At 72.4% G+C, this 25,912-nt stretch carries 27 protein-coding genes, 1 tRNA gene and 1 other RNA gene; 9 read left to right on the forward strand and 20 right to left on the reverse strand.

Annotation, left to right across the window (positions count from 1 at the left end):
- Positions 1 to 264, forward strand: an RNA gene (gene rnpB / locus KKR01S_RS00005) — RNase P RNA component class A; the annotation flags it as partial.
- Positions 265 to 329: 65 nt separating this feature from the next.
- Positions 330 to 557 (forward strand): hypothetical protein, encoded by a 228-nt coding sequence (locus KKR01S_RS00010; protein ID WP_058730331.1) that lies wholly within the window; start codon positions 330 to 332, stop codon positions 555 to 557.
- A gap of 34 nt (positions 558 to 591) precedes the next feature.
- Here KKR01S_RS00010 and KKR01S_RS00015 read toward each other — a convergent pair whose 3' ends face one another.
- Entirely contained in the window at positions 592 to 1,494 is a 903-nt protein-coding gene (locus KKR01S_RS00015; protein ID WP_061224965.1) for a Nif3-like dinuclear metal center hexameric protein, read from the reverse strand.
- 113 nt (positions 1,495 to 1,607) lie between these two features.
- Here KKR01S_RS00015 and msrA point away from each other — a divergent pair, with 113 nt between their 5' ends.
- The 3 genes from msrA (at position 1,608) to epsC (ending at position 3,770) form a co-directional block, all read left to right on the forward strand.
- Positions 1,608 to 2,132 carry a peptide-methionine (S)-S-oxide reductase MsrA gene (gene msrA, locus KKR01S_RS00020; RefSeq protein ID WP_058730333.1) on the forward strand — a complete coding sequence of 175 codons (525 nt, stop codon included), beginning with the start codon at positions 1,608 to 1,610 and terminating at the stop codon, positions 2,130 to 2,132.
- A 115-nt stretch (positions 2,133 to 2,247) separates the two neighbouring features.
- Positions 2,248 to 3,183, forward strand: a complete 936-nt coding sequence (gene cysK, locus KKR01S_RS00025) for a cysteine synthase A (RefSeq protein WP_058730334.1) — start codon at positions 2,248 to 2,250, stop codon at positions 3,181 to 3,183.
- A 2-nt stretch (positions 3,184 to 3,185) separates the two neighbouring features.
- Entirely contained in the window at positions 3,186 to 3,770 is a 585-nt protein-coding gene (epsC, locus tag KKR01S_RS00030) for a serine O-acetyltransferase EpsC (RefSeq protein ID WP_058730335.1), read from the forward strand.
- Positions 3,771 to 3,883: 113 nt separating this feature from the next.
- Here epsC and gnd read toward each other — a convergent pair whose 3' ends face one another.
- From gnd to KKR01S_RS00045, 3 genes are all read right to left on the reverse strand, one after another.
- On the reverse strand, positions 3,884 to 5,410 hold the full coding sequence (gene gnd / locus KKR01S_RS00035) for an NADP-dependent phosphogluconate dehydrogenase (protein WP_061224966.1): 1,527 nt from the start codon (positions 5,408 to 5,410) through the stop codon (positions 3,884 to 3,886).
- A gap of 71 nt (positions 5,411 to 5,481) precedes the next feature.
- Positions 5,482 to 5,554 (reverse strand) — tRNA-Val (locus tag KKR01S_RS00040).
- A 105-nt stretch (positions 5,555 to 5,659) separates the two neighbouring features.
- Complete coding sequence (locus KKR01S_RS00045) at positions 5,660 to 6,073, reverse strand: DUF3052 domain-containing protein (protein WP_058731595.1); 414 nt, start codon at positions 6,071 to 6,073, stop codon at positions 5,660 to 5,662.
- A gap of 364 nt (positions 6,074 to 6,437) precedes the next feature.
- On the opposite strand from KKR01S_RS00045, the gene aceE reads away from it, so the two are divergent.
- From aceE to KKR01S_RS00065, 4 genes are all read left to right on the forward strand, one after another.
- The gene (gene aceE / locus KKR01S_RS00050; protein ID WP_058731603.1) at positions 6,438 to 9,131 is read left to right on the forward strand and encodes a pyruvate dehydrogenase (acetyl-transferring), homodimeric type; all 2,694 of its coding nucleotides are present in this window, start codon (positions 6,438 to 6,440) and stop codon (positions 9,129 to 9,131) included.
- Between the two features lie 188 nt (positions 9,132 to 9,319).
- Complete coding sequence (locus tag KKR01S_RS00055; protein WP_058731596.1) at positions 9,320 to 10,213, forward strand: ACP S-malonyltransferase; 894 nt, start codon at positions 9,320 to 9,322, stop codon at positions 10,211 to 10,213.
- Between the two features lie 144 nt (positions 10,214 to 10,357).
- A complete protein-coding gene (locus tag KKR01S_RS00060; protein WP_058731597.1) occupies positions 10,358 to 10,603 on the forward strand; it encodes an acyl carrier protein in 246 nt (81 codons plus the stop codon).
- Positions 10,604 to 10,735: 132 nt separating this feature from the next.
- A complete protein-coding gene (locus tag KKR01S_RS00065; protein WP_061224967.1) occupies positions 10,736 to 12,004 on the forward strand; it encodes a beta-ketoacyl-[acyl-carrier-protein] synthase family protein in 1,269 nt (422 codons plus the stop codon).
- 289 nt (positions 12,005 to 12,293) lie between these two features.
- Here KKR01S_RS00065 and KKR01S_RS00070 read toward each other — a convergent pair whose 3' ends face one another.
- The 16 genes from KKR01S_RS00070 to KKR01S_RS00145 all read right to left on the reverse strand — a co-directional run bounded on the left by KKR01S_RS00070 (position 12,294) and on the right by KKR01S_RS00145 (position 25,900).
- Entirely contained in the window at positions 12,294 to 12,800 is a 507-nt protein-coding gene (locus KKR01S_RS00070) for a DUF3145 family protein (protein WP_058731599.1), read from the reverse strand.
- Between the two features lie 133 nt (positions 12,801 to 12,933).
- Positions 12,934 to 13,986 (reverse strand): tyrosine-type recombinase/integrase, encoded by a 1,053-nt coding sequence (locus KKR01S_RS00075; RefSeq protein WP_269148336.1) that lies wholly within the window; start codon positions 13,984 to 13,986, stop codon positions 12,934 to 12,936.
- Positions 13,983 to 14,819: a uroporphyrinogen-III synthase gene (locus tag KKR01S_RS00080; protein ID WP_061224968.1), complete on the reverse strand. Its 837-nt coding sequence runs from the start codon at positions 14,817 to 14,819 to the stop codon at positions 13,983 to 13,985. Before KKR01S_RS00080 ends, KKR01S_RS00075 begins: the two co-directional genes overlap by 4 nt.
- A gap of 71 nt (positions 14,820 to 14,890) precedes the next feature.
- Positions 14,891 to 16,249, reverse strand: a complete 1,359-nt coding sequence (dprA, locus tag KKR01S_RS00085) for a DNA-processing protein DprA (protein WP_061224969.1) — start codon at positions 16,247 to 16,249, stop codon at positions 14,891 to 14,893.
- A 53-nt stretch (positions 16,250 to 16,302) separates the two neighbouring features.
- Entirely contained in the window at positions 16,303 to 17,844 is a 1,542-nt protein-coding gene (locus KKR01S_RS00090; RefSeq protein WP_061224970.1) for a YifB family Mg chelatase-like AAA ATPase, read from the reverse strand.
- A 1-nt stretch (position 17,845) separates the two neighbouring features.
- Complete coding sequence (locus KKR01S_RS00095) at positions 17,846 to 18,232, reverse strand: YraN family protein (protein ID WP_058731763.1); 387 nt, start codon at positions 18,230 to 18,232, stop codon at positions 17,846 to 17,848.
- A gap of 306 nt (positions 18,233 to 18,538) precedes the next feature.
- Positions 18,539 to 19,267 (reverse strand): ribonuclease HII, encoded by a 729-nt coding sequence (rnhB, locus tag KKR01S_RS00100; protein WP_244884064.1) that lies wholly within the window; start codon positions 19,265 to 19,267, stop codon positions 18,539 to 18,541.
- Between the two features lie 47 nt (positions 19,268 to 19,314).
- The gene (lepB, locus tag KKR01S_RS00105; RefSeq protein ID WP_061224972.1) at positions 19,315 to 20,091 is read right to left on the reverse strand and encodes a signal peptidase I; all 777 of its coding nucleotides are present in this window, start codon (positions 20,089 to 20,091) and stop codon (positions 19,315 to 19,317) included.
- Positions 20,092 to 20,153: 62 nt separating this feature from the next.
- Positions 20,154 to 20,747 carry a signal peptidase I gene (lepB, locus tag KKR01S_RS00110; protein ID WP_244884065.1) on the reverse strand — a complete coding sequence of 198 codons (594 nt, stop codon included), beginning with the start codon at positions 20,745 to 20,747 and terminating at the stop codon, positions 20,154 to 20,156.
- A 74-nt stretch (positions 20,748 to 20,821) separates the two neighbouring features.
- Positions 20,822 to 21,172, reverse strand: a complete 351-nt coding sequence (rplS, locus tag KKR01S_RS00115) for a 50S ribosomal protein L19 (protein WP_058731467.1) — start codon at positions 21,170 to 21,172, stop codon at positions 20,822 to 20,824.
- 186 nt (positions 21,173 to 21,358) lie between these two features.
- Positions 21,359 to 22,198, reverse strand: coding sequence for a tRNA (guanosine(37)-N1)-methyltransferase TrmD (trmD, locus tag KKR01S_RS00120; protein WP_061224974.1), 840 nt, complete (start codon positions 22,196 to 22,198; stop codon positions 21,359 to 21,361).
- Positions 22,195 to 22,821, reverse strand: coding sequence for a ribosome maturation factor RimM (gene rimM, locus KKR01S_RS00125; protein WP_061224975.1), 627 nt, complete (start codon positions 22,819 to 22,821; stop codon positions 22,195 to 22,197). Before rimM ends, trmD begins: the two co-directional genes overlap by 4 nt.
- A 143-nt stretch (positions 22,822 to 22,964) precedes the next feature.
- Positions 22,965 to 23,204 (reverse strand): RNA-binding protein, encoded by a 240-nt coding sequence (locus KKR01S_RS00130; RefSeq protein WP_058731470.1) that lies wholly within the window; start codon positions 23,202 to 23,204, stop codon positions 22,965 to 22,967.
- 2 nt (positions 23,205 to 23,206) lie between these two features.
- A complete protein-coding gene (rpsP, locus tag KKR01S_RS00135) occupies positions 23,207 to 23,617 on the reverse strand; it encodes a 30S ribosomal protein S16 (RefSeq protein ID WP_058731471.1) in 411 nt (136 codons plus the stop codon).
- A 205-nt stretch (positions 23,618 to 23,822) separates the two neighbouring features.
- On the reverse strand, positions 23,823 to 24,986 hold the full coding sequence (locus KKR01S_RS00140) for an ABC transporter permease (RefSeq protein ID WP_058731472.1): 1,164 nt from the start codon (positions 24,984 to 24,986) through the stop codon (positions 23,823 to 23,825).
- On the reverse strand, positions 24,983 to 25,900 hold the full coding sequence (locus KKR01S_RS00145) for an ABC transporter ATP-binding protein (protein WP_099049693.1): 918 nt from the start codon (positions 25,898 to 25,900) through the stop codon (positions 24,983 to 24,985). Before KKR01S_RS00145 ends, KKR01S_RS00140 begins: the two co-directional genes overlap by 4 nt.
- Positions 25,901 to 25,912 lie beyond the last annotated feature (12 nt).

Raw genomic sequence — 25,912 nt, forward strand, 5'->3', positions numbered from 1 at the left:
CACCCGCCGTGCCGCGTGCAGCGGTCACGGCGGGCCAGGGTGAAAAGGCGGTGTAAGAGACCACCGGGCGCCTGGTGACAGGTGCCGCAGGGTAAACCCCATCCGGAGCAAGGCCAGACAGGATGCGTTCGAGGGCTGCCCGCCCGAGCATCCGGGTAGGCCGCTCGAGCCGCGGAGCGATCCGCGGCCTAGATGGATGATCGTCGCCGTGCGGCGGGTGACCGCCGCGCGGAACAGAACCCGGCTCATCGGCCGACCCGTCCACCGCTCCCTTCTCCTGCCGTGTACGCTCACAGGTGAGACACGACACAGCCAGACGAGGAGACCCCATGCACCACCACCGCGACGCCGAGCACCGATTCCCGGAGGACGACGCCGAGCAGCCGATCACCAGCCCCGGACCGGACACGGACCCGGAGGGCACCGAGCACGAGGTGAGCCCGGGGCCCGACAGCGACCCCGAGGGCACCGAGCACGAGCCCGGCATGGGCGCGGACAGCAACCGGGAGGCCACCGACTCCGAGCCCAGCCCCGGGCCGGATCTCGGCCAGCGCTGACCGATCCCCCGCCCCAGACCGCCCCGGAGCAGCCTCAGTACCGGGCAGCCTCGGCGTTCGTGGAGGCCGAGCCCGGGTGCCGCTCGGGGCGCACCGCGAAATCCCACGGATCGGTGTTCAGCTCGCTGAGCAGCATCTGCACCGCGAAGCCCTCCCGCGCCAGCTCCGCCTCCAGGGCCCGGGCGCCCTCGGTGAGCCACAGCTGCTCGGAGGCGAAGTGCGAGCAGTCGATCAGGTAGGGCCGGCCCCCGCTCAGCAGGGCCCGCTCGCGCGCCTCCGAGGCCGGGTGGTGGCGCAGGTCTGCGGTCACGTACACGTCCGCGTCCACGGCGCGCACGGCGTCGAACAGGGAATCCCCGGCCCCTCCGCACACGGCGACCCGCAGCACCAGCCCCTCCCGGGGCCCGGCCACCCGCACCCCGCCGGCCGTCGGGCGCATCGCCGAGGCCAGCCGCTGGGCCAGCGCCTCCAGGGTCACCGGCTCCGCCAGCTCCCCCACGCGCCCGATGCCGGTGCTGCCCCGCTCGGCGTCGGTCGGGTCCAGGGGCCGGGCGGCCTTCACCCCGCAGGCGCGGGTCAGCGCATCCGAGACCCCGCCGTCGTAGGAGTCCGCGTTGGTGTGCGAAGCCAGCAGCCCGATGCCGTGCTCCACCAGCTCGTGCACCACCGCGCCCTTGTCCGTGTCCGCGGGCAGGAAGTGCGCCCCGCGCAGCAGCAGCGGGTGGTGGGTCAGCAGCAGCTGCGCGTCCCGGCGCACGGCCTCGGCGGCCACGGCCTGGACCGGGTCCACCGCCCAGAGGATGCGCCGCACCGGCGCGTCCGGGCGCCCGCACACCAGGCCGCTGGCGTCCCAGGACTCGGCCAGCTCCCGTGGCCACAGCCGGTGGGCGGCGGCGACGACGTCGGACAGGTGCGCGGTGGTGCCGGTGGTGCTCATGCCCGCCAGTCTAGGAGACCCGGTCGAGGAACCCGCGGCCCGGGCGGCGCCGCCTTCCCCCGCCAGCGAACCCCGCTGTCCTCCGACTGCCGGCCGGGTCCAGGATGGAGGACATGCGCGAACTGACTCTCGCGGCGGGGTGCTTCTGGTGCCTGGACGCCGTCTACCAGCGGACCCGCGGCGTGGAATCCTCCATCGCCGGATACACCGGGGGCGCCACCGAGCACCCCACCTACCGCGAGGTGTGCACCGGGCGGACCGGGCACGCCGAGGCCATCCGGGTGCGCTTCGACGAGGACGAGGTGCCCGCCGACGTCATCATGGACATGTTCTTCACGACCCACGACCCCACCAGCCTGAACCGGCAGGGCTACGACGTCGGCACCCAGTACCGCTCCGCGGTGTTCTACCGGGACGAGGAGGAGAAGCGGTTCTTCCAGGAGCAGATCGCCCGCGCCCAGCGGCTCTACGACCGCCCGATCGTCACCACCGTCGAACCACTGGGGACCTTCTGGGAGGCCGAGGCCGTGCACCAGGACTTCCAGCGCACCAACCCCGCCAACGGCTACTGCCAGGCGATCATCGACCCCAAGCTGGCGAAGGCCCGGGAATATTACCGCCCGTGGCTCGTTTCTTAAGCCAGGAAACGCCGCGTGGCTACGGTGGTCACGCATCCCACCCGGCCCGCTGCCCGAATCGTCCCCGCCGGGGACGACCAGCGGCCCCGGGCGCCACGACCCCAGGAAGGCTGACATGGCTAAGATCCTCGACAACGTCACCGAAGCGATCGGCGACACCCCGCTCGTGCGGCTGAACCAGCTGGACAAGGACCTGCCCGGCAACGTCGCCGTCAAGCTCGAGTTCTACAACCCCGCCAACTCCGTGAAGGACCGCATCGGCAAGGCGATCATCGACGCCGCGGAGGCCTCCGGGCAGCTCAAGCCCGGCGGCACCATCGTGGAGGGCACCTCCGGGAACACCGGCATCGCCCTGGCCATGGTCGGCGCGGCCCGCGGGTACCACGTCATCCTCACCATGCCGGAGACCATGTCCACCGAGCGCCGCGTGATGCTGCGGGCCTACGGCGCGAAGATCGTGCTGACCCCCGGTGCGGAGGGCATGCGCGGGGCCGTGGACAAGGCCGCCGAGATCGTGGAGAACACCGAGAACGCCGTGCTGGCCCGCCAGTTCGAGAACGAGGCCAACCCCAAGATCCACTACGAGACCACCGGCCGGGAGATCTGGGAGGCCACCGACGGCGCCGTGGACGTGTTCGTGGCCGGCGTCGGCACCGGCGGCACCGTCTCCGGCGTCGGCAAGTACCTCAAGGAGCGCAAGCCCGAGGTCAAGGTCATCGCGGTGGAGCCCTCCGACTCCCCGCTGCTCACCGAGGGCAAGGCCGGCCCCCACAAGATCCAGGGCCTGGGCGCCAACTTCGTCCCGGACACCCTGGACCGGGAGATCTACGACGCCGTCGCCGACGTCACCCTCGAGGACTCCGTGCGCGTCGCCCGCGAGCTGGGCGCCAAGGAGGGCATCCTCGGCGGGATCTCCTCCGGGTCCATCGTGTGGGCCGCACTGGAGGAGGCCAAGAAGTCCGAGAACGAGGGCAAGCTGATCGTCGCCGTCGTCACCGACTTCGGCGAGCGCTACGTCTCCACCGTCCTGTACGAAGACATCCGCGCCTGATCGTGGGCTTCCTCTCCCGCCTGCGCGAGGACCTGGACACGGCCCGGTCCCACGATCCGGCCGCGCGCGGCAGCCTCGAGATCATGATCAACTACTCGGGGCTGCACGCGATCTGGATGCACCGAGTCGCCCACCGCCTCTGGCAGCGGGACGCGACCAAGGCCACGGCGCGCACCCTCTCGCAGGTCTCCCGCTTCCTCACCGGGATCGAGATCCACCCGGGGGCGCAGATCGGCCGCCGGTTCTTCATCGACCACGGCATGGGCGTGGTCATCGGGGAGACCACGGAGATCGGCGATGACGTGATGCTCTACCACGGGGTGACCCTGGGTGGGCGCTCACTGGAGAAGGTCAAGCGGCACCCGACCATCGGGGACGGCACGACCGTGGGGGCCGGGGCCAAGGTGCTCGGGCCGATCACGATCGGCGCCGGCTCCGCGGTCGGGGCGAACGCCGTGGTGGTCCACGACGCCCCCGCGGATTCGATCGTCACCGGGATCCCGGCGGAGCACCGTCCGCGCACCCCGGAGAAGAAGCAGCCGCTGGTGGATCCGGCCACCTACATCGATCCCGCCATGTGGATCTGAGGTCCCCGCACGGGTGAGCCCGGCCCGAGGCCGTACGGTGCCCGCCCGCAGAAGACGACGCCCCGCCCTTCGCAGTGCGAAGGGCGGGGCGTCGTCGTGTTCCACGCTGGGACTTACTTGGAGGGCTCCTTGTTGACCCGCTCCGGGGTCGAGGGGGCGGTCTGCTCCTCGTCGGTGCGGATCTCGGTGCGGTCCCCGGACCACAGGGTGTGGAACGTGCCGGGGCGATCCACGCGCTGGTAGGTGTGCGCGCCGAAGAAGTCCCGCTGCCCCTGGATCAGGGCGGCGGGCAGGCGCTTGCGCCGCAGCGCGTCGTAATAGGACAGCGAGGAGGCGAACACCGGCACCGGCACGCCCAGCGCGGTGGCCTTGGCCACGACGCGGCGCCAGGAGGGAACCAGCTGCTCCATGACCTTCCGGAAGCCCGGGGCCAGCAGCATGTTCACGGGGGCGTCCTCCCCGCGGTAGGCCTGCATGATCTCCCCGAGCAGCTCGGCGCGGATGATGCACCCGGCCCGCCACAGGGAGGCGATGACGTCCAGCTTCAGGTCCCACCCGAACTCCGCGCCGGCCTTGGACAGCTCGTCCAGGCCCTGGGCATAGGAGACCAGCTTGGAGGCGTACAGCGCCCGGCGCACGTCCTCGATGAACTCCGGGTCCCCCTGGGCGACACCCGTGGTGGAGATCAGCCCGGCGGACAGATGCTCCTGGGCCTGGCGGCGGGCTTCCACATCCGAGGAGGACAGGGCGCGGGCGAACACCGACTCGGCGATACCGGAGACCGGGGCGCCCAGGTCCAGGGCGGACTGCACCGTCCAGCGTCCGGTGCCCTTCTGCCCCGCCTCGTCCTTGATGACGTCGATCAGGGCCTCACCGGTCTCGGCGTCCCGCTGGGAGAGGACCTCCGCGGTGATCTCGATAAGGTAGGAGTTCAGGTCCGTGGTGTTCCACTGCCGGAAGACCTCGGCCTGGGCCGCAGGCTCCAGGCCGACGACGGAGCGCAGCAGGTCGTGGGCCTCCCCGATGACCTGCATGTCGGCGTACTCGATGCCGTTGTGCACCATCTTGACGAAGTGCCCGGCCCCGTCGGTGTCGATCCAGGCGCAGCAGGGGGTGCCGTCGTCGGCCTTGGCGGCGATGGTCTCCAGCAGGGGTCCCACGGACTCGTAGGACTGCCGGGAGCCGCCGGGCATGATGGAGGGCCCGTTCAGGGCGCCCTCCTCACCGCCGGAGACTCCGACGCCGACGAAGTGCAGCCCGTTCGCGGCGCACTCCTGCTCGCGGCGGATGGTGTCCTTGAAGTAGGAGTTGCCGCCGTCGATGATGATGTCGTCCTCATCCAGCAGCGGGGTCAGCTGCTCGATGACGGCGTCCACGGGGGCGCCGGCCTTGACCATGACGAGGATGCGGCGGGGCTTCTCGAGGGAGTCCACCAGCTCCTGCAGGGTCTCGGTGCGCACGAAGTCGCCCTCGTCTCCGTGCTCGGCCAGCAGCTCGTCGGTCTTGGCGGTGGTGCGGTTGTGCAGGGCCACGGTGTACCCGTGCCGGGCGAGGTTCCTGGCCAGGTTGGCGCCCATCACGGCGAGTCCGGTGACGCCGATCTGCGCCCGTGCGGTGTTCTGGGAGTTCTCTTCTGCCATGCACCCCAGCCTACGCGGTGTGCGGCGGGTGCGGACAGTCCGGGCGGGCGCGCCCGCGGCGCGATCGTGGGTGGGTCCTACCGGGATCGAACCGATGACCTACTGGGTGTAAACCAGTCGCTCTGCCAGCTGAGCTAAAGACCCTGGCGAACGGGTGGGAGGCTTGCGCAGCCGCCGGCACCCGATCCGAGGGAACACCGTACCGGATGCACAGCCCGCAGGGGGAATCCGCCGCGGCCGCGAGGGCCTTCAGAACCGGGTGCCCACCAGTCGGGTCGCGGCCCACTCGGGGCAGGCGGCCTCGGTGGTGGTCACCCGCAGCCCGGCGGTGGGGGCGGCCTCCTGCAGGTCGGCCGGGGAGACGTAGCCGTCGCGCCCCGCCTTCGGGGTGAGCACCCAGACGACGCCGCCGTCGTCGAGGGTGGTCAGGGAGTCCACCAGCGCATCCACGAGGTCCCCGTCCCCGGCGCGCCACCAGAACAGCACCGCGTCAGCGACCTCCTGGGCGTCCTCGTCCAGCAGCTCCTCGCCCGTGAGGTCCTCGATGTCCTCGCGCAGGGCGAAGTCCACGTCCTCGTCGTAGCCGAACTCCTGGATGAGGTCGCCCTCCTTGAAACCGAGCAGGACTGCCGAGCGGTCCTCGGCGGTCGTGGTCTCGCTCACTGGTTCTTCCTCCTGAGGGGTCTGGGGATCGCCGCGGGGCCGATGCTCGCCGCGGGCGACGGCCGACGTCGCGGGGATGGCGCGCGCCGGCGTCGTCACACGTACCACCCAACACCGTCGACGCCGTCGGATCAAGTGTCGGCACCCGCCCGACGTGGCGCACGCCATGGGTCGGCGGGCTCGCCACGGAAGGGCCCGCACACCCCGGATATGACACCATGGAAGGTGACGCGGCGCGCCGACGAGGGCGCGCCGGGAGCGGCCTCTGACGGGGCGCATGCTCCCCACTGACACCGAGTGAAAGAGGTTCACCGTGGCTCCCTCAGCGACGAACGACCACATCCTCAGCCAGCTCACCGCCGGCATGGCCGACCAGGACCACGAGGAGACATCCGAGTGGATGGAGGCCTTCGACCAGCTCGTCGAGACCCAGGGCACCGAGCGGGCCCAGTTCATCGTCCGCCGCCTGCTGCAGCGGGCCGGGGCCAAGTCCGTTCAGGTCCCCACCGTGACCACCACCGACTACGTCAACACCATCCCCGTGGACCAGGAGCCGGAGTTCCCGGGCGATGAGGAGATCGAGCGCCGGTACCGCGCGCTGCTGCGCTGGAACGCCGCCGTCATGGTCCACCGCGCCCAGCGCCCCGAGATCGGGGTGGGCGGTCACATCTCCAGCTACGCCGGCGTGGCAACCCTCTACGAGGTGGGCCTGAACCACTTCTTCCGCGGCCAGGACCACCCCGGCGGCGGGGACCAGGTCTACTTCCAGGGCCACTCCTCCCCCGGCAACTACGCCCGCGCCTACCTCGAGGGCCGACTGACCGAGGAGGACCTGGACGCCTTCCGGCAGGAGAAGACCAAGCCCGGCCACGAGATGCCCTCCTACCCGCACCCCCGGTGCAAGCAGGACTTCTGGCAGTTCCCCACCGTGTCCATGGGTCTGGGCCCGCTCAACGCGATCCACCAGGCGCAGTTCAACAAGTACCTGCACAACCGCGGGATCAAGGACACCTCCGAGCAGCACGTCTGGGCCTTCCTCGGCGACGGCGAAATGGACGAGCCCGAGTCGCGCGGCGCCCTGCAGCTGGCGGCCAACGACAAGCTGGACAACCTCACCTTCGTCGTCAACTGCAACCTCCAGCGCCTGGACGGGCCGGTGCGCGGCAACGGCAAGATCATCCAGGAGCTGGAGGCGTTCTTCCGCGGCGCCGGCTGGCACGTCATCAAGGTCATCTGGGGCCGCGAGTGGGACGCGCTGCTGGAGAAGGACGAGGACGGCGAGCTCGTGAAGATCATGAACGAGACGCTGGACGGGGACTACCAGACCTACAAGGCGGAGAACGGCGGCTTCATCCGCGAGCACTTCTTCGGGCGCTCCCCCAAGACCAAGGAGATGGTCGCGGACATGTCCGACGACGAGATCTGGTCCCTCAAGCGCGGCGCCCACGACTACCGCAAGGTCTATGCGGCCTACAAGCAGGCCCTGGAGACCAAGGGCCGGCCCACCGTCATCCTGGCCCAGGGCATCAAGGGCTACGGGCTGGGCACCCACTTCGAGGGCCGCAACGCGACCCACCAGATGAAGAAGCTGACCCTGGAGGACCTCAAGGTCTTCCGGGATCGCCTGCGCATCCCCGTCTCCGACGAGGAGCTGGAGAAGGACCTCTACGGCGCCCCGTACTACCACCCGGGTCCGGACGCCCCGGAGATCAAGTACATGCTGGAGCGGCGCAGGGAGCTCGGCGGGTTCATCCCGATCCGGGACGGACACCAGCGGCCCATCTCCCTGCCCCCGGAGAAGGCCTACGCCGGGGCCAAGAAGGGCTCGGGCAAGCAGATGGCGGCCACCACCATGGCCTTCGTGCGCCTGCTCAAGGACCTGATGCGGGACAAGGAGTTCGGCAAGCGGATCGTCCCGATCATCCCGGATGAGGCCCGCACCTTCGGCATGGACTCCTTCTTCCCCACGCAGAAGATCTACAACCCCAACGGCCAGAACTACCTGTCCGTGGATCGCGAGCTGATGCTGGCCTACAAGGAGGCCACGGACGGTCAGCTGCTGCACGTGGGCATCAACGAGGCCGGGGCCACCGCGGCGTTCACCGCCGTCGGCTCCTCCTACTCCACCCACGGCGTCCCGATGATCCCGGTGTACATCTTCTACTCGATGTTCGGCTTCCAGCGCACCGGCGACGGCTTCTGGGCCGCCGCGGACCAGCTCTCCCGCGGGTTCATCATCGGCGCGACGGCCGGGCGCACGACCCTGGCCGGCGAGGGCCTGCAGCACATGGACGGGCACTCCCCGATCCTGGCCTCGACCAACCCGGCGGTGCGCCACTACGACCCCGCCTACGGCTACGAGATCGCCCACATCGTCCAGCGCGGCCTGGAGCACATGTACGGCGAGGGCGACGAAGACCACGACGTCATGTACTACCTCACGGTGTACAACGAGCCGATCGTGCAGCCGGCCGAGCCGGAGGACGTGGACGTGGAGGGCATCCTCAAGGGCATCTACCTGCTCAAGCCCGCCGAGATCGACGGGCCGCGGGCCCAGCTGCTCGCCTCCGGCGTGGCGGTGCCGTGGGCCCTGGAGGCGCAGCGGATCCTGGCCGAGGACTGGAAGGTCTCCGCCGACGTGTGGTCCGTGACCTCCTGGAACGAGCTGCGCCGGGACGCCCGCAAGGCCGAGGAGCAGGCGATGCTGCACCCGGAGCAGGAGCAGCGGGTGCCGTTCGTGACCAGCCAGCTGGAAGGCGCCACCGGCCCGATCGTGGCCTCCTCGGACTTCACCTCCGACGTGCCCGATCAGATCCGCCAGTACGTGCCCAACGAGTTCGCGACCCTGGGTGCGGACGGCTTCGGCTTCTCCGACACCCGGGCCGGGGCCCGCCGGTTCTTCCACATCGACGCCCACTCGATGGTGGTGCGCGCCCTGGAGATGCTGGCGGCCCGCGGCGAGGTCGACGCCGACGCCCCGCGTCAGGCCATCGACCGGTACCACCTGCTGGATCCGGCCGCCGGGGTCTCCGGCAACTCCGGCGGGGAAGCCGCCTGAGCCCGACCCTGCTACCCGCGGGCCGGGACCGACGGGACCGTCAGTGCGACGGCCCCCGTCCGGACCCGGCCCGCGGGCGTCTGTGCGGGGGGTCTCCGCACGGGTCGCAGGGCGGGGCCGGGAAAACCGGAGCGCCCCACGGCCCGTACGGACATGATCTGCGCGCCGATTCGTGGAAAGCTGAGACCGTGATTGCCATACTCTGCCCTGGACAGGGCTCCCAGAAACCCGGATTCCTCTCGCCGTGGCTCGACGACGAAGCGCTGCGCACCCGCCTGGCGGGGCTGGGCGACGTCGTCGGACTGGACCTGGTGCGCTTGGGCACCGAGGCCGATGAGGAGACCATCAAGGACACCGCGATCGCCCAGCCGCTGATCGTGGCCGCGGGCATCGTGGCCGGCGAGCGGCTGAAGGAGGCCCTGACCGGCGAGGACCTGGTCTGGGCCGGGCACTCGGTCGGGGAGATCACCGCGGCCGCGCTGTCCGGCGTGCTCAGCGCGGAGGACGCGCTGCGCTTCATCAAGGTCCGCGCCGAGGGCATGGCCCGGGCCGCCGCGGCCGAACCCACCGGGATGGCCGCGGTGCTCGGCGGGGACGAGGAGCAGGTGCGCGCGGCCATCGAGGAGGCCGGACTGACGGCGGCCAACGCCAACGGCGGCGGTCAGATCGTCGCCGCGGGCACCGCCGCCCAGCTGGAGGCCTTCGCGGCCGCTCCCCCGGCCCGCACCCGCGTGATCCCGCTGAAGGTCGCCGGGGCCTTCCACACCCACCACATGCGCCCGGCCGTGGGACCTCTGCAGGAGCTGGCCCGCGGCCTGGAGCCCGCCGAGCCGGTCTCGACCCTGCTGTCCAACCGCGACGGCAAGCCCGTGACCTCCGGGGCCGCGGCCCTGCAGTCCCTGGTGGACCAGGTGACCCGCCCGGTGCGCTGGGACCTGTGCCAGCAGAAGCTGCTGGAGCTGGGCGTCGACTCCGCGTGGGAGCTGCCCCCGGCCGGCACCCTGACCGGGCTGGCCCGGCGCGCCATGAAGGGCGTGCCGGTCACGGCCCTGAGCTCCCCGGAGCAGCTGCCGCAGCCCTGATCCCCGACCCCCGCGGGGTGGCCGCTGACCGCGGGGAAGAAGCGGAGCGGCGCCGGGGCCGGTAGACTGGCCCCCGGCAGAGCGAAACCCATTCGGCCCGCGCGGCCCAAGCGCCGCCGGGAGACTGCAAGACAAGGAGAACCGATGGCTGACAAGAACGAGATCCTCGCCGGACTGGCCGAGATCGTCAACGAGGAGACCGGTGTGGAGACCGAGGAGGTCCAGCTGGAGAAGTCCTTCACCGAGGACCTGGACATCGACTCCATCTCCATGATGACCATCGTCGTCAACGCGGAGGAGAAGTTCGGGGTGACCATCCCGGACGAGGAGGTCAAGAACCTCAAGACCGTCGGCGACGCCGTCGACTTCATCGCCAACGCCTCCAACTGACGGCGGGCGGCGAAGCCGCCGCGTGGGGTGCGGCGCCCAGTCGGCGCCGTGCCCCGCGCGCTCTCGCCGCGAACCCCGGCCAGCACCATCCGCCCGCCCCGCGGGCTCCCCGTAACAGAAAGTTCTCGGCAGATGAGTCGCAAAGCAGTCGTGACCGGTCTCGGAGCCATCTCACCGATCGGCGCCAGCGCCCACCAGATGTGGGCCAACGCCCTGAAGGGAGTCTCCGGCGTCGTCTGTCTGGAGGACGAGTGGGTGCAGCAGCACCAGCTGCCCGTCTACATCGCCGGGCGGGTCAGCTCCCCCATCAGCGAGTCCGAGTACGTCTCCCGGGTGGAGACCAAGCGCCTGGACCCCTCGGGGCAGTTCGCCGTGCACTCGGCCCGTCAGGCCTGGGCCGACGCCGGGTTCACCGGTGAGGACGCCGAGGCCAGCGAGGAGCTGGATCCGGAGCGGGTGGCCGTGTCCTTCGGGACCGGGATCGGCGGGGTGTGGACCCTGCTGGACAGCTGGGACACGCTGCGCGAGCGCGGCCCCCGCCGGGTGCTGCCGATGACGGTGCCGATGCTGATGCCCAACGGGGCCGCGGCCGCCGTCTCCCTGAACCACAAGGCCCGCGCTGCGGCGCAGACCGTCGTCTCCGCGTGCGCCTCCGGCACGGAGGCCCTGCACGTGGCCCTGGACCTGATCCGCACCGGCAAGGCCGACGTCGTGGTCGCCGGCGGCACCGAGTCCGCGATCCACCCCCTGCCGCTGGCGGCCTTCGCGAAGATGCAGGCGCTGTCCACGCGCAACGACGAGCCGGAGCGGGCCTCCCGCCCCTACGACGTCGATCGGGACGGCTTCGTGATGGGCGAGGGCGCCGCAGCGCTGATCATCGAGTCGGAGGAGCACGCCAAGGCCCGCGGGGCGCGCATCTACGCGGAGCTGGCCGGCACCGGGGTCTCCTCGGACGCCTTCCACATCACCGCCCCCGACGCCGAGGGCCTCGGTGCCGCGCGCAGCCTGCGCGAGGCGATGGCCTCCGGGGACTTCACCGCCGCCGACGTCAAGCACGTCAACGCGCACGCGACCTCCACCCCCGTGGGGGACATCCCGGAGGCCACGGCCCTGCGGGCGGCCTTCGGCTCCGCGACCGATGACATGGCGGTCTCGGCCACGAAGTCCATGACCGGGCACCTGCTCGGCGCCGCCGGGGCGATCGAGGCCGTGATGACCGTGCTGGCGGTGCACGAGCACAAGGCCCCGGCGACCATCAACCTGGAGCACCAGGACCCGCAGATCGACCTGGATGTGGTCACCCAGGCCCGGGATCTGCCGGCCGGGGAGATCGTCGCGGTCTCCAACTCCTTCGGCTTCGGCGGGCACAACTCGGTAGCCGCCTTCCGCTCGGTGAACTGACCCCCGCATCCCCCACGCGCACGACGGCGCCCCGGCTGGACAGATCCTGCCGGGGCGCCGTCGTCTCCCGTGGGTGCTTCTCTGGCTTTCCTCACGCCGCGGGTGCCATGCCGGGGGCCGCGGCGGGTTCCCGGCAGGCGGGTTTCGTGCTGAGATGCGCTGTTCGTGCTGAGATGCGTCCCGCCGTGCGGTATCTCAGCACGATCCCCGCATCTCAGCACGAACCCAGCATCTCAGCAGGGGGCGTTCCTGGGTGGTGCGGTGCCGCTGAGGCCGAGCAGGCTCGGGGTCAGCTCACCCGGTGCAGCACGCGCACGTTCTCCGGGGCGCTGACGCACTCGCGCAGGGGCTCCAGCTCCTCGTCCCACGCCTCCCCCAGCGCGAGGGAGAACTGGCGCAGCAGGGCCTGGGGATCACCCTGGGCGCTCTCGTAGGCGCAGCGCACGCGGTCCTCGGTGATGACGGTGTTCCCGGCGGCATCCGTCATGGCCCAGAAGATGCCGAGGCCGGGGGTGTAGGCCCAGCGACCGGCGTCGGATCCGGGGCGGGCCTCCTCGTGGATCTCGAAGCGCAGATTCCCCAGCTGACGCAGGGCGGAGGCCAGCAGGGCACCGGTGCCGCAGGGGCCCTCCCATTCCAGGGTGGTGCGCACCTGTCCGGGCAGGGCGAACTGCGGGGACCACTGGGGCTCCGGGGTGCGTCCGACCACGGATTCCAGGGCCCACCGGATGTGCGGGCACAGCGAGGCGGGGGCTGCGTGGATGTGCAGCACCCCGTGGGTGCGGGGGGTGTTCACGTCGTCTCCTCGGGACACGGGACAGATGCGTCTTCCCCTACGATCTGTCGCCCCGACGGCGGACGTTGCGGGCCCTCGCCCGGGCACCATTGTGCCCCACCCGCAGCGATGGGCCAACCGCGACCCGGCGCGCTCAGGCCCGCGGGTGGGCCCCGCGGTAGGTGTCGGCCAGGCGCTGCACCGAGACGTGGGTGTAGATCTGGGTGGTCGCCAGGCTGGCGTGTCCCAGCAGCTCCTGGACCGCGCGGATGTCGGCCCCGCCGTCCACCAGGTGCGTGGCCGCGCTGTGGCGGAAGACGTGGGCGCCGGTCACCCCGGTGTCCGTGGCTCGGGTGAGGGCCGCGTTGATATCCTCCCGCAGCTGCCTCGGGTCCGCCCGTCCGCCGCGGGGCCCGAGGAACACCGCCGACGCGGCCGACCCCTCGGGGTGGGCACCGGCCCAGCGGGGGCGGCCCTGCTCCAGCCAGGCACGCAGGGCGGCGACGGCCGGGGCCCCCAGGGGGACGGTGCGCTGCCGGTTGCCCTTGCCGGTCAGGGTCAGGGTGCGCCGCTCCCAGGAGATGTCCCCCAGATCCAGGCCGGCCAGCTCTGCGATGCGCGCGCCGGTCGAATACAGCACCTCCACGACCGCCAGCGTCCGCAGCCGGCGGGTGCGGGCCGCGGGAGGCTCTGATCCTTCGCTGCCGGGGCCCGCGGACGCCCCGGACTCGGCCGCCGCAGCATCGGCCGCGTCGGAACGGGCGCGCTCGGGCTCGCGCAGGTGGGCGATGACGGCCTCGACCTGCGCGGCGGAGAGCACCGGCGGCAGGCTGCGGGGGCGCTTGGGCGACTGCAGGCGCACGGAAGGGTCGACGGGAACCAGCCCCTCCCGCTGCGCCCAGCGGAAGAAGCCGCGCGCCGCGGAGGCCCGACGGGCGGAGCTGGTCCGGGCGGCACCGTCGTGCCCGGCCAGCCAGTCCCGCAGGTCCTCCAGGGTGATCTGCTCCGGGCTCTCGCGTCCGCGGCGCTGGGCGTGGCGCATCAGGTCCGCCAGATCCCCCAGATACGCGGCGATGGTGCGCGGGCTGCGATGCCGCTCCCACCGCAGGTGCTCCTCGTACTCGCCCAGGGCGCGGGCGTGGGCCTCCCCCAGCTCCTGCTCTCCCGACCGGTCCTCCCCGGGCCTGTCGGCCGTCGGGGCGCTCACGGCCGCTCCCGAGGTGATCGACTCTGCGCCCATGTACCGACCTGCCGCAGCATCGCCCCCAGCCGGAAGCGCTCGGGGTGCTGCACGGTGAAGCCGTGCTCCCGCAGGGGTGCGGCGGTGACCGCCCCGACGGCGAACAGGCCGAGGTCCCCCGAGGCGCTGCGCTCGGCCAGGCGGCACCGCTGCTCGGCGTCGGCCGCCTTCAGCCACGCCGCGGCGGCCCCCGCGGAGGTGAACAGCACGGCATCGGCCGATCCGTCGGCGGCTTCGCGCACGCTGCGCAGCACCGGCTCCGGATCCGCGGGCTGGGCATAGCGGTACAGGACCACCCCGTGCACCTGCGCACCCCGTTCGCGCAGGTCCCGGGCGTCGCGGCCGTCGTCCATCCCGTGGTGCTGGATCGCGACGGTGCGTCCGCTCAGCCCCTCGACGGTGAGGTGTTCGATCAGCTCGCTCGTGCTCTCCCCGGGTGCGACCCAGTCGGCCGTGAGCCCGGCGGCCCTGATGGCCCCGTGGGCCTTGGCGCCGCGGGCGAGCAGGCGGGTCTGACCGAGCAGGCGGCGCAGCGGCTCCCCGAGCTCGAGCGCATCGGCGGCCGCCAGCCAGGCGCGCAGCCCCACCCCCGTGGTGATCAGCACCGCCTCGGGACGCGCGGCGAGGATCGCTCGGGTGTCCCGGGCGATCTGCTCGTCCCGCTCGGCCGGGACCACCACCAGGGCTGGGCAGTGGAAGACCTGGGCCCCGAGGCGGGTCAGGGCGTCGTCGATCTCCCGGGAGCGGCGCTGGGCCGTCAGGTGCACGCGCAGCGGGGCTCGGGCATCGGTGTCGCTCACGTCAGAGACCTCCTGGGTCGATGGGTGCGCCGTCGCCCCGGGTCGAGGGAACCGGGGCGACCTCCTGCCCTTCACACTGTATCCACCGGGGTGCCCGATCCCGCACGCTGCGCCGGACGGGAGTCCGGGTGCAGCCGCCAGGTGCCGTCCTCGCGCCGCTGGGCCAGCCCGCGGCCCTCCAGCACGGACAGGCTCGGCAGCACCTGGCGGATCGCCAGCCCGGCGACGGCGCACAGCCTGTCTGCGGGCACGGCGCGGGCCACGGGCAGGGCATCCAGCACCAGCCGCTGCACCTCGTCCAGCCCCTCCCGCGGATCCGGCTCCCCGGGACCGGCACCGGCTCCCGCAGCACCGCCGAGCCCGGGGCCTTCGGACCCAGACGCCCCGGTTCCGGCCGCACCGGCTCCAGGTCCGGGCATCGGCAGGAGTCCCTGCCCCGCGCCGGCCAGGCCCGGCAGCTGCGGGGAGCCGATGAGCTCCCGCAGGTCCCGGGTGCTGGTGACCATGCTCACGGGCTCCTCCTGCAGCAGCCGGTGGCAGCCCGCAGACTGGGCGCTGAACACGCTGCCGGGGACCGCGGCCACCGTGCGCCCCCATTCCAGGCCGTGATGGGCGGTGTTCAGCGCACCGGAGCGCCACCCGGCCTCCACGACCACGATCACCTCGGCCAGCCCCGCGATCAGCCGGTTGCGCTGCAGGAACCGGTGGCGCATCGGGGAGCACCCGGGAGGGACCTCGGTGAGCACCAGCCCGCGGTCGGCGATCTCGCGCAGCAGGTCCTCGTGCCGGCGGGGGTAGAAGCGGTCGATGCCGCAGGCCAGGAAGCACACCGTCGCCGGATCACGCACGGAGGTGGCCAGGGCGGCCCGGTGCGCGGCGGCGTCGATCCCGAAGGCCCCGCCGGACAGGATCCCGTAGCCTTCGGCCGCCAGGTCTCCGGCCAGGTGGGAGGTGACGGCGGTGCCGTAGCCCGTCGCGTCCCGGGAGCCGACGAAGGCGATCTCCCCGACCCCGCACCGGGACAGCCGCTCCCGCTGACCGCGTCCCCACAGCCCCCACGGCTGGGCCGGGCCGAGGTCCAGGAAGGGCTCGGGCCAGTCCGGGTCCTCCGGGCAGGCGAACCAGGCGCCGTGGTGGCGGGCGAGGGTCTCCTCGAGGGCCTCGACCCGGCGCAGCCCGACCCGCGGCTGCCACCGCCGCACGGCCTGCTCCAGGGCCTCCTCGGTGAGGCTGCGGGCGTGTTCGGGCCAGGCTTCGGCCGCTTCGCGCCGCTCGGCCGGGCTCGGGCGGTCGCGGCCCTCGGCGATGGCCAGGGCGCGCTCCGGTCCGAAGGCCGCGACCAGCACGATGGCCACCGAGTCCTGGGGTTCGGCGATCTGCATCAGGCGCTGCCGGGCGGTGCGCACGGCAGCGGGGGCGAGAGAGGACATGACGGTCTCCTGGGATGTGGTTCGGTCGGCGGGTCGTGGCGGCGGGACTGGGCTCAGGCGGGAGCCAGCTGGGAGGTCAGCCGCAGGCTGATCGCGGTGTCGATGTCCTGGCGTGCAGGCGAGGTGCGCCCCTCCAGATCCGCGATGGTCCAGGCCAGGCGCTGCACGCGGTCGCAGCCGCGCAGGGTCAGCTCGCCCCGGTCCAACAGGCCCTGCAGCGGGGTGAGCACGGTGGGTTCCAGGCGCAGCGCACCGCGCAGGTGGGTGCCGCCGAGCTGGCCGTTGGTGGACAGGCCGAGTCCGGCCAGCCGCTCGGCGGCGATCGCGCGGGCCTGGCGGACTCTGGCGGCCACGGCGGCGCTGGTCTCGGCCTCGCCGCGGCTGCGCATCTGGGCGTAGGAGAGCTTGGGCACCGTGATGTGCAGGTCCACCCGGTCCAGCAGCGGCCCGGAGAGCTTGGCGAGGTAGCGACGACGCTCCACCGGGCCGCAGGAGCAGCGTCCCCCGCCCATCTCCTGGGAGCGTCCGCAGGGACACGGGTTGGCGGCCAGCACGAGCTGGAAGCGGGCCGGGTACTGTGCGCTGGCCCGGGCCCGGTCGATGGTGATCAGCCCGGATTCCAGGGGCTGGCGCAGCGCGTCCAGAACTCCGCGGCGGAATTCCGGGGCCTCGTCGAGGAAGAGCACGCCGCGGTGGGCCCGGGAGGCGGCACCGGGTCGCGGCAGCCCGCTGCCCCCGCCGACGATCGCCGCGGCCGAGGCCGTGTGGTGCGGGGCCTCCCACGGGGGATCCTCGATCAGCCGGGTCAGCGGGGCGGTGCGCTGGCCGATCGAGTGCACCGCGGTGACCTCGTGGGCTTCGGCGGCCCCGAGCCGCGGGAGGATGCCCGGCAGCCGTTCGGCGAGCATCGTCTTCCCGGATCCGGGTGGCCCGACCATGGACAGGTGGTGGCCTCCGGCGGCGGCGATCTCCAGGGCCCAGCGGCCCTCCTCCTGCCCGACGACGTCGGCCAGGTCCTTGGGCGCCGCGGGGGCAGGTTCCGCTGCGACGGCGCGCGGGCGCTGCGGCGGGCGGATCAGCGTCTCGGTGCGGGCGCCGGCCCAGGCCAGGACATCGGCCAGGCAGGAGAATCCGTGCACGACGGCCCCCTGGACCAGCTGCGCCTCCGGCAGGTCCTCCTCCGCCACCACGACGTGCTCGTGTCCGGCGGCCACCGCCGCGGCGACGCTGGGGAAGACCCCGGGCACGGGACGCAGGCAGCCGTCCAGACCCAGCTCGGCCAGGTAGACGCACCCGCCGGTGGGCTCGGTGGCGCCGTCGGCCTGCACCGCGGCCATGACGATCGCGAGGTCGTAACCCGAGCCGGTCTTCGGCAGGGTCGCCGGGGTGAGGTTCACGGTGATGCGGCGCGGGGCCAGGGCGCGACCGCTGTTCTTGGCCGCCGAACGGATCCGCTCCCGGGACTCCATGAGCGTGGCGTCCGGCAGCCCCAGGAGCACGAAGGACGGCAGCGAGGCGCCGATGTCGGCCTCCACATCCACCAGGTGGCCCTCCAGGCCCAGCAGGGCGACGGTGTGCGTACGGGCGAAACCCATCTCAGCCCACCCCTTCCAGCTGCTCGTAGGTGAAGCCCGTCGGGGTGCCGGTGATGGCCACCGCGTCGATGCGCACCCGCCCCGGGCGCAGCCCGCAGCCGCGGGTCCACTCCCCCGTGAGCCGGCGCAGGCTGCGGATCTTCTGCTCGTCGATGGCTTCGAAGGGATGCCCGCAGTCTGCCGTGGTGCGGGTCTTGACCTCGCAGATCACGTATCCTTCCGGGGCACGGCAGATCAGGTCCAGCTCCCCGCGCGCGGGCTCGCCGCGCTCGGCCTGCGCGCCGGCGGGCGGCCGCCAGTTGCGCTCCAGCACCTCCCATCCGCGTCCGATCATCACGGCGGCGGCGATCTGCTCGCCCCACCGCCCGGTCTGTGCTCGCTCGTCCATGTCGGCACCTGCCTTTCCGTCGGCACCCATCGTGGGCGCAGCGCGGCAGGCGCAGACCGGAAACCGCGGATTCGAGGCGGCGAAAGTGGATGGGAAGCCCGGATCACGGCCGCGTCCACCGGTTCGGGAGACCGGTCCCCCATCGTCCCCGGGCACGGGCGCACGGACCGGACCGCCGGTCGAGGGGTTCGGCGGCGCAGGCGCGACGCGGGGAGGGGCGAGGAAGGGGCGGCGCAGGTGCGAAGCCGAGAGGCGTGTTGCGAGCGCGCGGACCTGGAAGGGAGGGCCCGACGTCGGCAGTGGGGGTCAGCCGCGGGCGGCCCGGGCCGCCTCGAGAGCCTCGGAGGCGGCACCGAGCTTCCAGCTGAGCCGATGCTGCGGCGTCGGGCCCAGGGCGGCGATGGCCCGCCGGTGGGCCGCGGCGCCGTAGCCCTTGTTCCCGGCCCACCCGTAGCCGGGGTGGGCTGCGTCCAGCTCGAGCATCAGGGCGTCCCGATGCACCTTCGCCCAGACGGAGGCCGCGGCCACGCTCGCGCAGGCCACGTCCGCCTTCACCCGGGTGCTCACCCTCCCGGTCCACGCGGGCAGGTCTTCGCCCTCCAGAGCCTGCGCCACGGGATCCGGCTCCGCGAACAGGTCCGGGGCAGGCGCGGTGAGCCAGTCATGGCTGCCGTCCAGCAGGACGGCGTCGGGCCGGTGCCCTGCCGCGCCCAGCTGGGCCAGCGCACGCTGCCCGGCCAGGCGCAGGGCCCCGGTGATGCCCAGCAGGTCGATCTCCCGGGGCGAGGCGCAGCCCACGGCCGCGGGGATCCAGGCCGCGATCTGCTCGGCCATCGACGTGCGTCGGGCCGGGGAGAGCAGCTTGGAATCCGTCAGGTCCGGGATGGTCAGCCGCGTGTGCGCGTCCACGACGGCGGCTCCGACCGCCACCGGCCCGGCCAGGGCGCCTCGGCCCACCTCGTCCATGCCGGCCACGGATCGGCACCGCGGGCCCAGCAGGCTGCGCTCCAGGTCCAGGGCCGCCACGGGGCGCACCGTGTGGGGCCTTCCGGTCGCGGGCCGGACGTGCTCGGCGTCGGGCATCAGGACTTCGAAGGGGCCGGCACGTCGGCGAAGACCTCGTGGTGGTCGTCCAGCAGGTGGAAGCGGTTCAGCGGCCACGCGGTGACGAAGGCCCGGCCGACGACGTCGTCCGCCTTCACGAACTCCGTCTTCTGCTCGATGTGGTACCGGGAATCCGCCGAGGCGTCCCGGTGGTCGCCCATCACGAAGAACTCGCCGTCGGGCACGGTCACGTCGAAGGGCATCCCGCAGGGGTGGGAGCCGGGGTACAGGTAGGAGGATTCGTCCAGGGTCCTGCCGTTGACGGTGACCTCGGAATCGGCGTCCTTGCACACCACGTGGTCCCCGCCGGTGCCGATGACGCGCTTGATGAGGTAGTTCTCCGAGGCATCCGGCATGACCCCGACGAAGGACAGCGCCTTGCGCGCCGGGGAGACCTGGCCCTGCTGCGAGGCGGGGATCCACCCCTGGGTGTCCTCGAAGACGATGATGTCCCCGCGGGAAGGGTCGTGGAACCAGCTGCCGGCGACGTTGACGAAGATGCGGTCGTTCAGCTCGAGGGTGTTCTCCATCGAGCCGGAGGGGATGTAGAAGCCGCGCAGCAGGAAGGTCTTGACCAGGAAGGCGATGATCACCGCGTAGAGGATGACCAGCAGGGTCTCCCGGATCTTCCCCCAGGCCCCCTGCGGCCGCTCCTCCCGGTCCCGGCGCCGAGCCCTCCGGGAGCGGTGCCCGGCCGCGGGGGTCGGGGCGGCGTCGTCGGGGTGGGAGGCCGCGGGCGTGGCCGGATCTGCCATGGGATTCCTTCATGGGCCGGGTCGGCGGGGTCCCGCCGGGTGGTGGATGGGGCTACCGCAGTCTAACGGTCCAGGCTGTGAATACGATGCAGCGGCCAGACGACGGCCACGGGGGTGCCGATGATCCGGTCCTCGCGGATCATCCCCCCGCCGGGGGCCCCGAGCAGCGCCCGGGAGTCCCGGGAGTCGGAGCGGTGATCCCCCATGACCCACAGCCGGCCGGCGGGAACCCGCACGGAGAACTCCTGCTCGGAGGGCTTCTCCCCGGGCGGCAGGTACGGCTCGGTCAGGGGCTGGCCGTTGACCTCCAGGCGCCCGTCCGCGGAGCAGCAGCGCACGGTGTCCCCGCCGACGCCGATCACGCGCTTGACGAACACGTCCTCGCGGATGCGCAGGCCGGTCCAGGCGCCGGCGACCTCCAGGGTGTGGCCCAGCCACCCGCCCTCGGAGCGGTAGGGGGCCAGGGAGCCGGTGCCGTCGAAGACGATGATCTGCCCACGCTCCGGGTGGTCCTGACCCACCCGCCAGACCGCGATCCGATCCCCCGGCATCAGGGTGTCCTCCATGGACCCGGAGGGCACCGTGAAGATCTCCAGCAGCAGGCAGCGCACGAGGATCATCAGCGTCAGCGCCAGGGCCAGGACCGCAACGACCAAGCGCCGACCCCCGAGCGGGAGTCGGCGCTTGGCCTCAGGGGCGGAAGGCTCCGCCCGAGATGAGGGTGACAACCCTACGCGTTGTCGCGCTTCTCGCGGATGCGCGCGGCCTTGCCGTGGCGCTCGCGCATGTAGTACAGCTTGGCGCGGCGCACGTCACCGCGGGTCAGCACCTCGATCTTGTCGATGATCGGGGAGTGCACCGGGAAGGTGCGCTCCACGCCGACGCCGAAGGAGACCTTGCGGACGGTGAAGGTCTCGCGCACCCCGGCACCCTGGCGCCCGACGACGTAGCCGCGGAACACCTGGACGCGGGAGCGGTTGCCCTCCACGATGTTGACGTGCACGTCCAGGGTGTCGCCGGGACCGAAGTCCGGGATGTCCTGGCGCAGGGACTTGCTGTCGATGAAATCGAGAGTCTGCATGACTGTTCGCTTCTCCTCGGCCGCCGCCGCAGGTCGCCGACCGATGCTCACGCCGCCGTGCGCCCCGGGGATCCGGGGGTGGGCGGTGCTGCTGGGTATCCGAAGCAGGATCGGTGCCTCGGTGCCGTGTCCGTCAGGTCGCTCTTCCCCCTGCGGCAGGGGCGTGCCCGAACACGGCGCAATCGCCTATCCTAGCGGGTCGGCGCCCTCGCCGCCAGTGTCGCGGGCGGCCTCCTCGAGCACCGCCCGGTCGCGCGCGTCCAGGCGCTGCGGGGGCAGCGCCTCGATCAGGTCGGGGCGGCGCTCCAGCGTGCGGCGCAGCTGCCAGTCCCGGCGGGTCCGGGCGATCAGCGCGTGGTTGCCAGAGAGCAGCACCTGCGGCACCTCCCGGCCGCGCCAGTCGGCCGGCTTGGTGTACACGGGGTACTCCAGCAGTCCCTCCGCGTGGGATTCCTCGACCAGCGAGGCGGGGTTGCCGATGACCCCGGGCAGCAGCCGGGCCACGGCCTCGATCATCGCCATCACGGCGACCTCTCCCCCGTTGAGCACGTAGTCCCCGATGCTCACGGGGCGCACGCGGAAGCGCTCGGCGGCCCACTCCAGCACGCGCTCGTCGATGCCCTCGTAGCGCCCGCAGGCGAAGACCAGGTGCTCCTCCTGCGCCCAGGCCTCGGCGGTGCGCTGGGTGAAGACCTCCCCGGCCGGGGAGGGCACGATCAGCAGCGGCCGAGGATCCGGCTGCGCAGGCTCGGCGGGTTGAGCAGGCTCGGCGGGTTCGGCGGTATCGGCGGGTTCATCGAGGATGGCCTCCAGGGCTTCGGCCCACGGCTCGGGCTTCATGACCATCCCGGCCCCGCCGCCGTAGGGGGTGTCGTCCACGGTGCGGTGTCGGTCGTGGGTGTGCTCGCGCAGGTCGTGCACGCGCAGATCCAGCAGACCGGCGCGGCGGGCCTTGCCGATCAGGGACAGCTCCAGGGGCGCCAGGTACTCCGTGAAGATGGAGACGACGTCGTAGCGGTGCCTCACGGCCGCGGCTCCCCGTCCTGCGCGTCGTCGTCGCCCCGGTCCGGCGCGTCGGCGTCGTCCCGGTTCAGGTTCAGCAGGCCCGGCGGGGGCGTGATGATGATCCGCCCGGCCTCCAGGTCCACCTCCGGGACAATCTCAGCCACGAAGGGCACCAGGGACTCGGAGCCGTCCGCGAGGGTCACGGCCAGCAGGTCCTGGGTCGGCAGGGTCTGCAGCCCGGAGACGGTCCCGACCGGCTCCCCCAGCCGAGCACGCGCTGCATCCTCACCGGCGCGGTCCCACTCCTCGGGGTCCACGGCGTACACGGCCAGGCCCGTGAGCTCGTGCTCGTAGTACCCCTCGGTCTCCTCCGCCTCCTCGGTGTCGATGAGCAGGTGGTGGTTGCGCAGGGCCTCGGCCCCGTTGCGGTCGGAGACCTCCTCGAAGCGCAGCACCAGGATGGACTTGTTCCACCGGGCGCCGGCCACCGTGAGGGTGCCTTCGGGGGCCAGCGGGCTGGCCGGGTCCAGAATCAGAACCTCCCCCCGGGCGAAGCGGGTCTCGGGGTCGTCGGTGAGCAACTGGACGGTCACCTCCCCGCGGATGCCGTGGGGCTTGCCGATGCGGGCGGCCTGGACGCGCACTGGTCCTCCTGGGAGTGGGGTCTGAAGGGATGTGGGAACGGCGAAGGCCCGCGGCCGCCGGGATGCGGCGGCCGCGGGCCTTGGCTGCGTCGGCTCCCGCGGCGGTCGATGGCGCGCGGGGTCCGAGTCGGCGACGGCGGGGATCAGCGGCGGTCGGTGTCGACGATGTCGACCTTGACCTGCTCATCCTCCGCCAGCGCGCCGATCACGGTGCGCACGGATTTCGCGGTGCGCCCGTTGCGCCCGATGACGCGGCCGAGGTCCTCGGGGTCCACTCGGACCTCGAGGGTCTGGCCGCGGCGGCCGCTGTGGGAGCGGACCTCGACCTCCTCGGGGTCATCCACGATGCCCTTGATGAGGTGCTCCAGCGCGTCGGCGAGCATGATTACTCCGCGGACTCCTCGGCCGGGGTCTCGGTCTCCTCGGCCTTCTGCTCACCCTTGGGGGTGACGGCCTCGGTGATGATCACGGAGCCCTTCTCCGGGACGGTGAACTCGGGCTTGGGCTCGACCGGCTTGACGGAGGACTCGGTGGAGCCCTCGCCGGTGAACTTGGCCCAGTCGCCGGTCAGCTTGAGAAGCTTCAGCACCTGCTCGGTCGGCTGGGCGCCGACAGACAGCCAGTGCTGGGCGCGCTCCGAGTCGATGCGCACGAGCGAGGGGTTCTCGGTCGGCTGGTAGATGCCGATCTCCTCGATCGCGCGGCCATCGCGCTTGGTGCGGGAATCCATGACCACCACGCGGTAGCGGGGGTCACGGATCTTGCCCATACGCTTCAGACGGATCTTCGTAGCCACTGTTGTGGACTCTCCTGTTTCTGTACATGGTGAGCCGGTCGCAGGCGGTACGCGCCGTGGGGTGGGCGGTGGTGCCTGGCGGCTCGATGCGGACACAATGAACACGCGGTGAGAGGGTCCGCGCGCATCGAGTACCCGTCAAGTATGCCAGATGGGTCAAGTCCTGGCCAGCACCGCGCGCAGCCGCCCTCTCCCCGCCCCGGTGTCAGGACCGGCCGGTGAGCACCTGCCCCCAGCGCAGCCGGGTCCCGGTGCGCAGCACCGCCCGCCGGTACACGCGCCCGGCCCACGCGGTGATCAGCACCAGGGCCAGCAGACCCAGGCCCAGGGAGGCCGCACCCTCGACGGGCCCGGCGGTGCCCTGCACCAGGCGCAGCGGCATCACCACCGAGGAGGCCAGCGGCACCCAGGACAGCGCGGTCTGCACGGTGCCGGAGGCGAACAGCCCGGCGAAGTACAGGACCATGAGGATCGTGGTCAGCGGGGTGGAGGTCGCGGAGAGGTCCTCGGGGCGATCCGCCATCGCCCCGGCCACCGCCCACAGCGCCGCGAGGATCGAGAAGCCCACGAGGAAGAAGGCCAGGAACCACCCCGAGCCGCGCAGCACCCAGCCCATCTCCAGGCCGACGTCGAAGAGGTTCATCGCCAGCAGTCCGGCGGCCAGGTAGAGGACCAGCTGGCCCAGGGCCAGCCCGATGTTGGCCGCGAGCTTGCCGATGAGCACCTGGCGCACGGGTACGGCGGCCGCGATGATCTCCACGACGCGGTGGGACTTCTCCTCGAGGATGGACTGGGCGATGCCCATGCCGAAGACGATCGCGGCCAGGTAGAACAGGATCGCGAAGACGAAGCTGAGCACCCGACCGGCGGCCACCTGCTGGGAGGACTCCGTGCCCTCCAGGGACACCCGGGCCTCGGCGCGCAGGGCCGTGAGGTCCACTCCCTGTTCCGCGGCCGCCCGGGCCTCCAGATCCTCGGTGACGACCTCCGTCAGGATGCGGGAGTGCTGCGTGGCGGACCCGTCCGGGGTGATGATGCTCCAGCGATCCCCGCGCTGGATGAGGGCCAGGTCCGCCTCGTCCCGTTCGACGCGGTCGATGGCCTCCTGATCGCTCCCGACCCGCTCGGGGGTCAGGGAGTCCTGCGCCGAGCTCTCGTGCAGCGTCGTCTCGGCCTGCTCCACGTACTGCTGGGCCTGGGAGGAGGAGACCGCCACGGTGGTCTCGGTGCCGCGGTCGGAGAACCAGGAGTAGGCGGCGATGCCGCCGATAATGAGGACCAGCGTGACGACGAGGCTGGTCAGGAAGGATTTCGCGGTGGCGCGCACGGCGATCTCGCGCAGCGCCACGGTCTGCCAGGCGGTGGTCATCGGGTGGCCTTCCGGTAGATCTCGCTGAGGGTCGGGTAGATGCGGGTGAAGCCGGTGAGCCCGCGGGGCACGAGGTCGGCCAGCAGGCGCGAGCGCGTCCGATCGCTCTCCCCCGGGTCCTCCGGGAGCTCCACGAGCGCCTCTCGCCCGGCGACGTCGAGCACGTCCAGTTCGGGGACGTCCCGCAGCCAGCCCAGGTCCGCCTCGGCGGTGATCCGGTAGCGGGCCGGGCCGGTGCTGCGCAGGGTCTCGGCGCTCCCGGCGACGGCCACCGTCCCCTCGTGGAGGATGACGACGTCTTCGCACAGCCGCTCCACCAGGTCCAGCTGGTGGCTGGAGAACAGCACGGGCACCCCGCGGCGCAGCAGGCGACGCAGCATCTCGACCATGGAGTCCACGGCCGCGGGGTCCAGCCCGGAGAACGGCTCGTCCAGGATCAGGGCCTCCGGCTCGTGGATCAGGGCCGCCGCGATCTGCACGCGCTGCTGGTTGCCCAGGGAGAGGGATTCCAGCAGGTCGCGGCCCCGATCCGCGAGGCCGAACTCCTCCAGGAGCCGCCCGGCCCGGTCGCGGGCCTCGGCTCGGGCCACACCCTGCAGCTGGGCGAGGTAGACCAGCTGGTCGATGATCCGCTGCTTGGGCCACAGCCCGCGCTCCTCCGGCATGTACCCGAAGCGGCCGATCTGCTCCGCGCCCAGGGGCTCACCGCGCCACAGGACCTCCCCCGCCGCGGGTTCCAAGATCCCCATGATCATGCGCAGGGTGGTGGTCTTCCCGGCGCCGTTGGCGCCGAGGAACCCGGTCATCGTGCCGGGGCGCAGGGCGAAGTCCAGCCCGTCCACCACGGTCCGCTCGCCGAAGCGGCGAGTCAGGCCGTGCACGCGCAGCACGGGGTCATCGGGCATCGGGGGCATGGGGGTCTCCTC

The sequence above is a fragment of the Rothia kristinae NBRC 15354 genome (genome assembly GCF_001570865.1).
GTDB lineage: Bacteria > Actinomycetota > Actinomycetes > Actinomycetales > Micrococcaceae > Rothia > Rothia kristinae.

What these genes read in the sequence shown, in the direction of transcription:
- KKR01S_RS00095 (WP_058731763.1), bottom strand. Translation starts at nt 18,232, where the DNA reads ATGGACGAGCGAGCACAGACCGGGCGGTGGGGCGAGCAGATCGCCGCC.
- KKR01S_RS00015 (WP_061224965.1), bottom strand. Translation starts at nt 1,494, where the DNA reads ATGAGCACCACCGGCACCACCGCGCACCTGTCCGACGTCGTCGCCGCC.
- msrA (WP_058730333.1), top strand. Translation starts at nt 1,608, where the DNA reads ATGCGCGAACTGACTCTCGCGGCGGGGTGCTTCTGGTGCCTGGACGCC.
- KKR01S_RS00130 (WP_058731470.1), bottom strand. Translation starts at nt 23,204, where the DNA reads ATGCTCGCCGACGCGCTGGAGCACCTCATCAAGGGCATCGTGGATGAC.
- KKR01S_RS00065 (WP_061224967.1), top strand. Translation starts at nt 10,736, where the DNA reads ATGAGTCGCAAAGCAGTCGTGACCGGTCTCGGAGCCATCTCACCGATC.
- dprA (WP_061224969.1), bottom strand. Translation starts at nt 16,249, where the DNA reads ATGTCCTCTCTCGCCCCCGCTGCCGTGCGCACCGCCCGGCAGCGCCTG.
- lepB (WP_061224972.1), bottom strand. Translation starts at nt 20,091, where the DNA reads ATGGCAGATCCGGCCACGCCCGCGGCCTCCCACCCCGACGACGCCGCC.
- KKR01S_RS00140 (WP_058731472.1), bottom strand. Translation starts at nt 24,986, where the DNA reads ATGACCACCGCCTGGCAGACCGTGGCGCTGCGCGAGATCGCCGTGCGC.
- aceE (WP_058731603.1), top strand. Translation starts at nt 6,438, where the DNA reads ATGGCCGACCAGGACCACGAGGAGACATCCGAGTGGATGGAGGCCTTC.
- KKR01S_RS00090 (WP_061224970.1), bottom strand. Translation starts at nt 17,844, where the DNA reads ATGGGTTTCGCCCGTACGCACACCGTCGCCCTGCTGGGCCTGGAGGGC.
- KKR01S_RS00060 (WP_058731597.1), top strand. Translation starts at nt 10,358, where the DNA reads ATGGCTGACAAGAACGAGATCCTCGCCGGACTGGCCGAGATCGTCAAC.
- rplS (WP_058731467.1), bottom strand. Translation starts at nt 21,172, where the DNA reads ATGCAGACTCTCGATTTCATCGACAGCAAGTCCCTGCGCCAGGACATC.
- gnd (WP_061224966.1), bottom strand. Translation starts at nt 5,410, where the DNA reads ATGGCAGAAGAGAACTCCCAGAACACCGCACGGGCGCAGATCGGCGTC.
- KKR01S_RS00010 (WP_058730331.1), top strand. Translation starts at nt 330, where the DNA reads ATGCACCACCACCGCGACGCCGAGCACCGATTCCCGGAGGACGACGCC.
- KKR01S_RS00145 (WP_099049693.1), bottom strand. Translation starts at nt 25,900, where the DNA reads ATGCCCCCGATGCCCGATGACCCCGTGCTGCGCGTGCACGGCCTGACT.
- cysK (WP_058730334.1), top strand. Translation starts at nt 2,248, where the DNA reads ATGGCTAAGATCCTCGACAACGTCACCGAAGCGATCGGCGACACCCCG.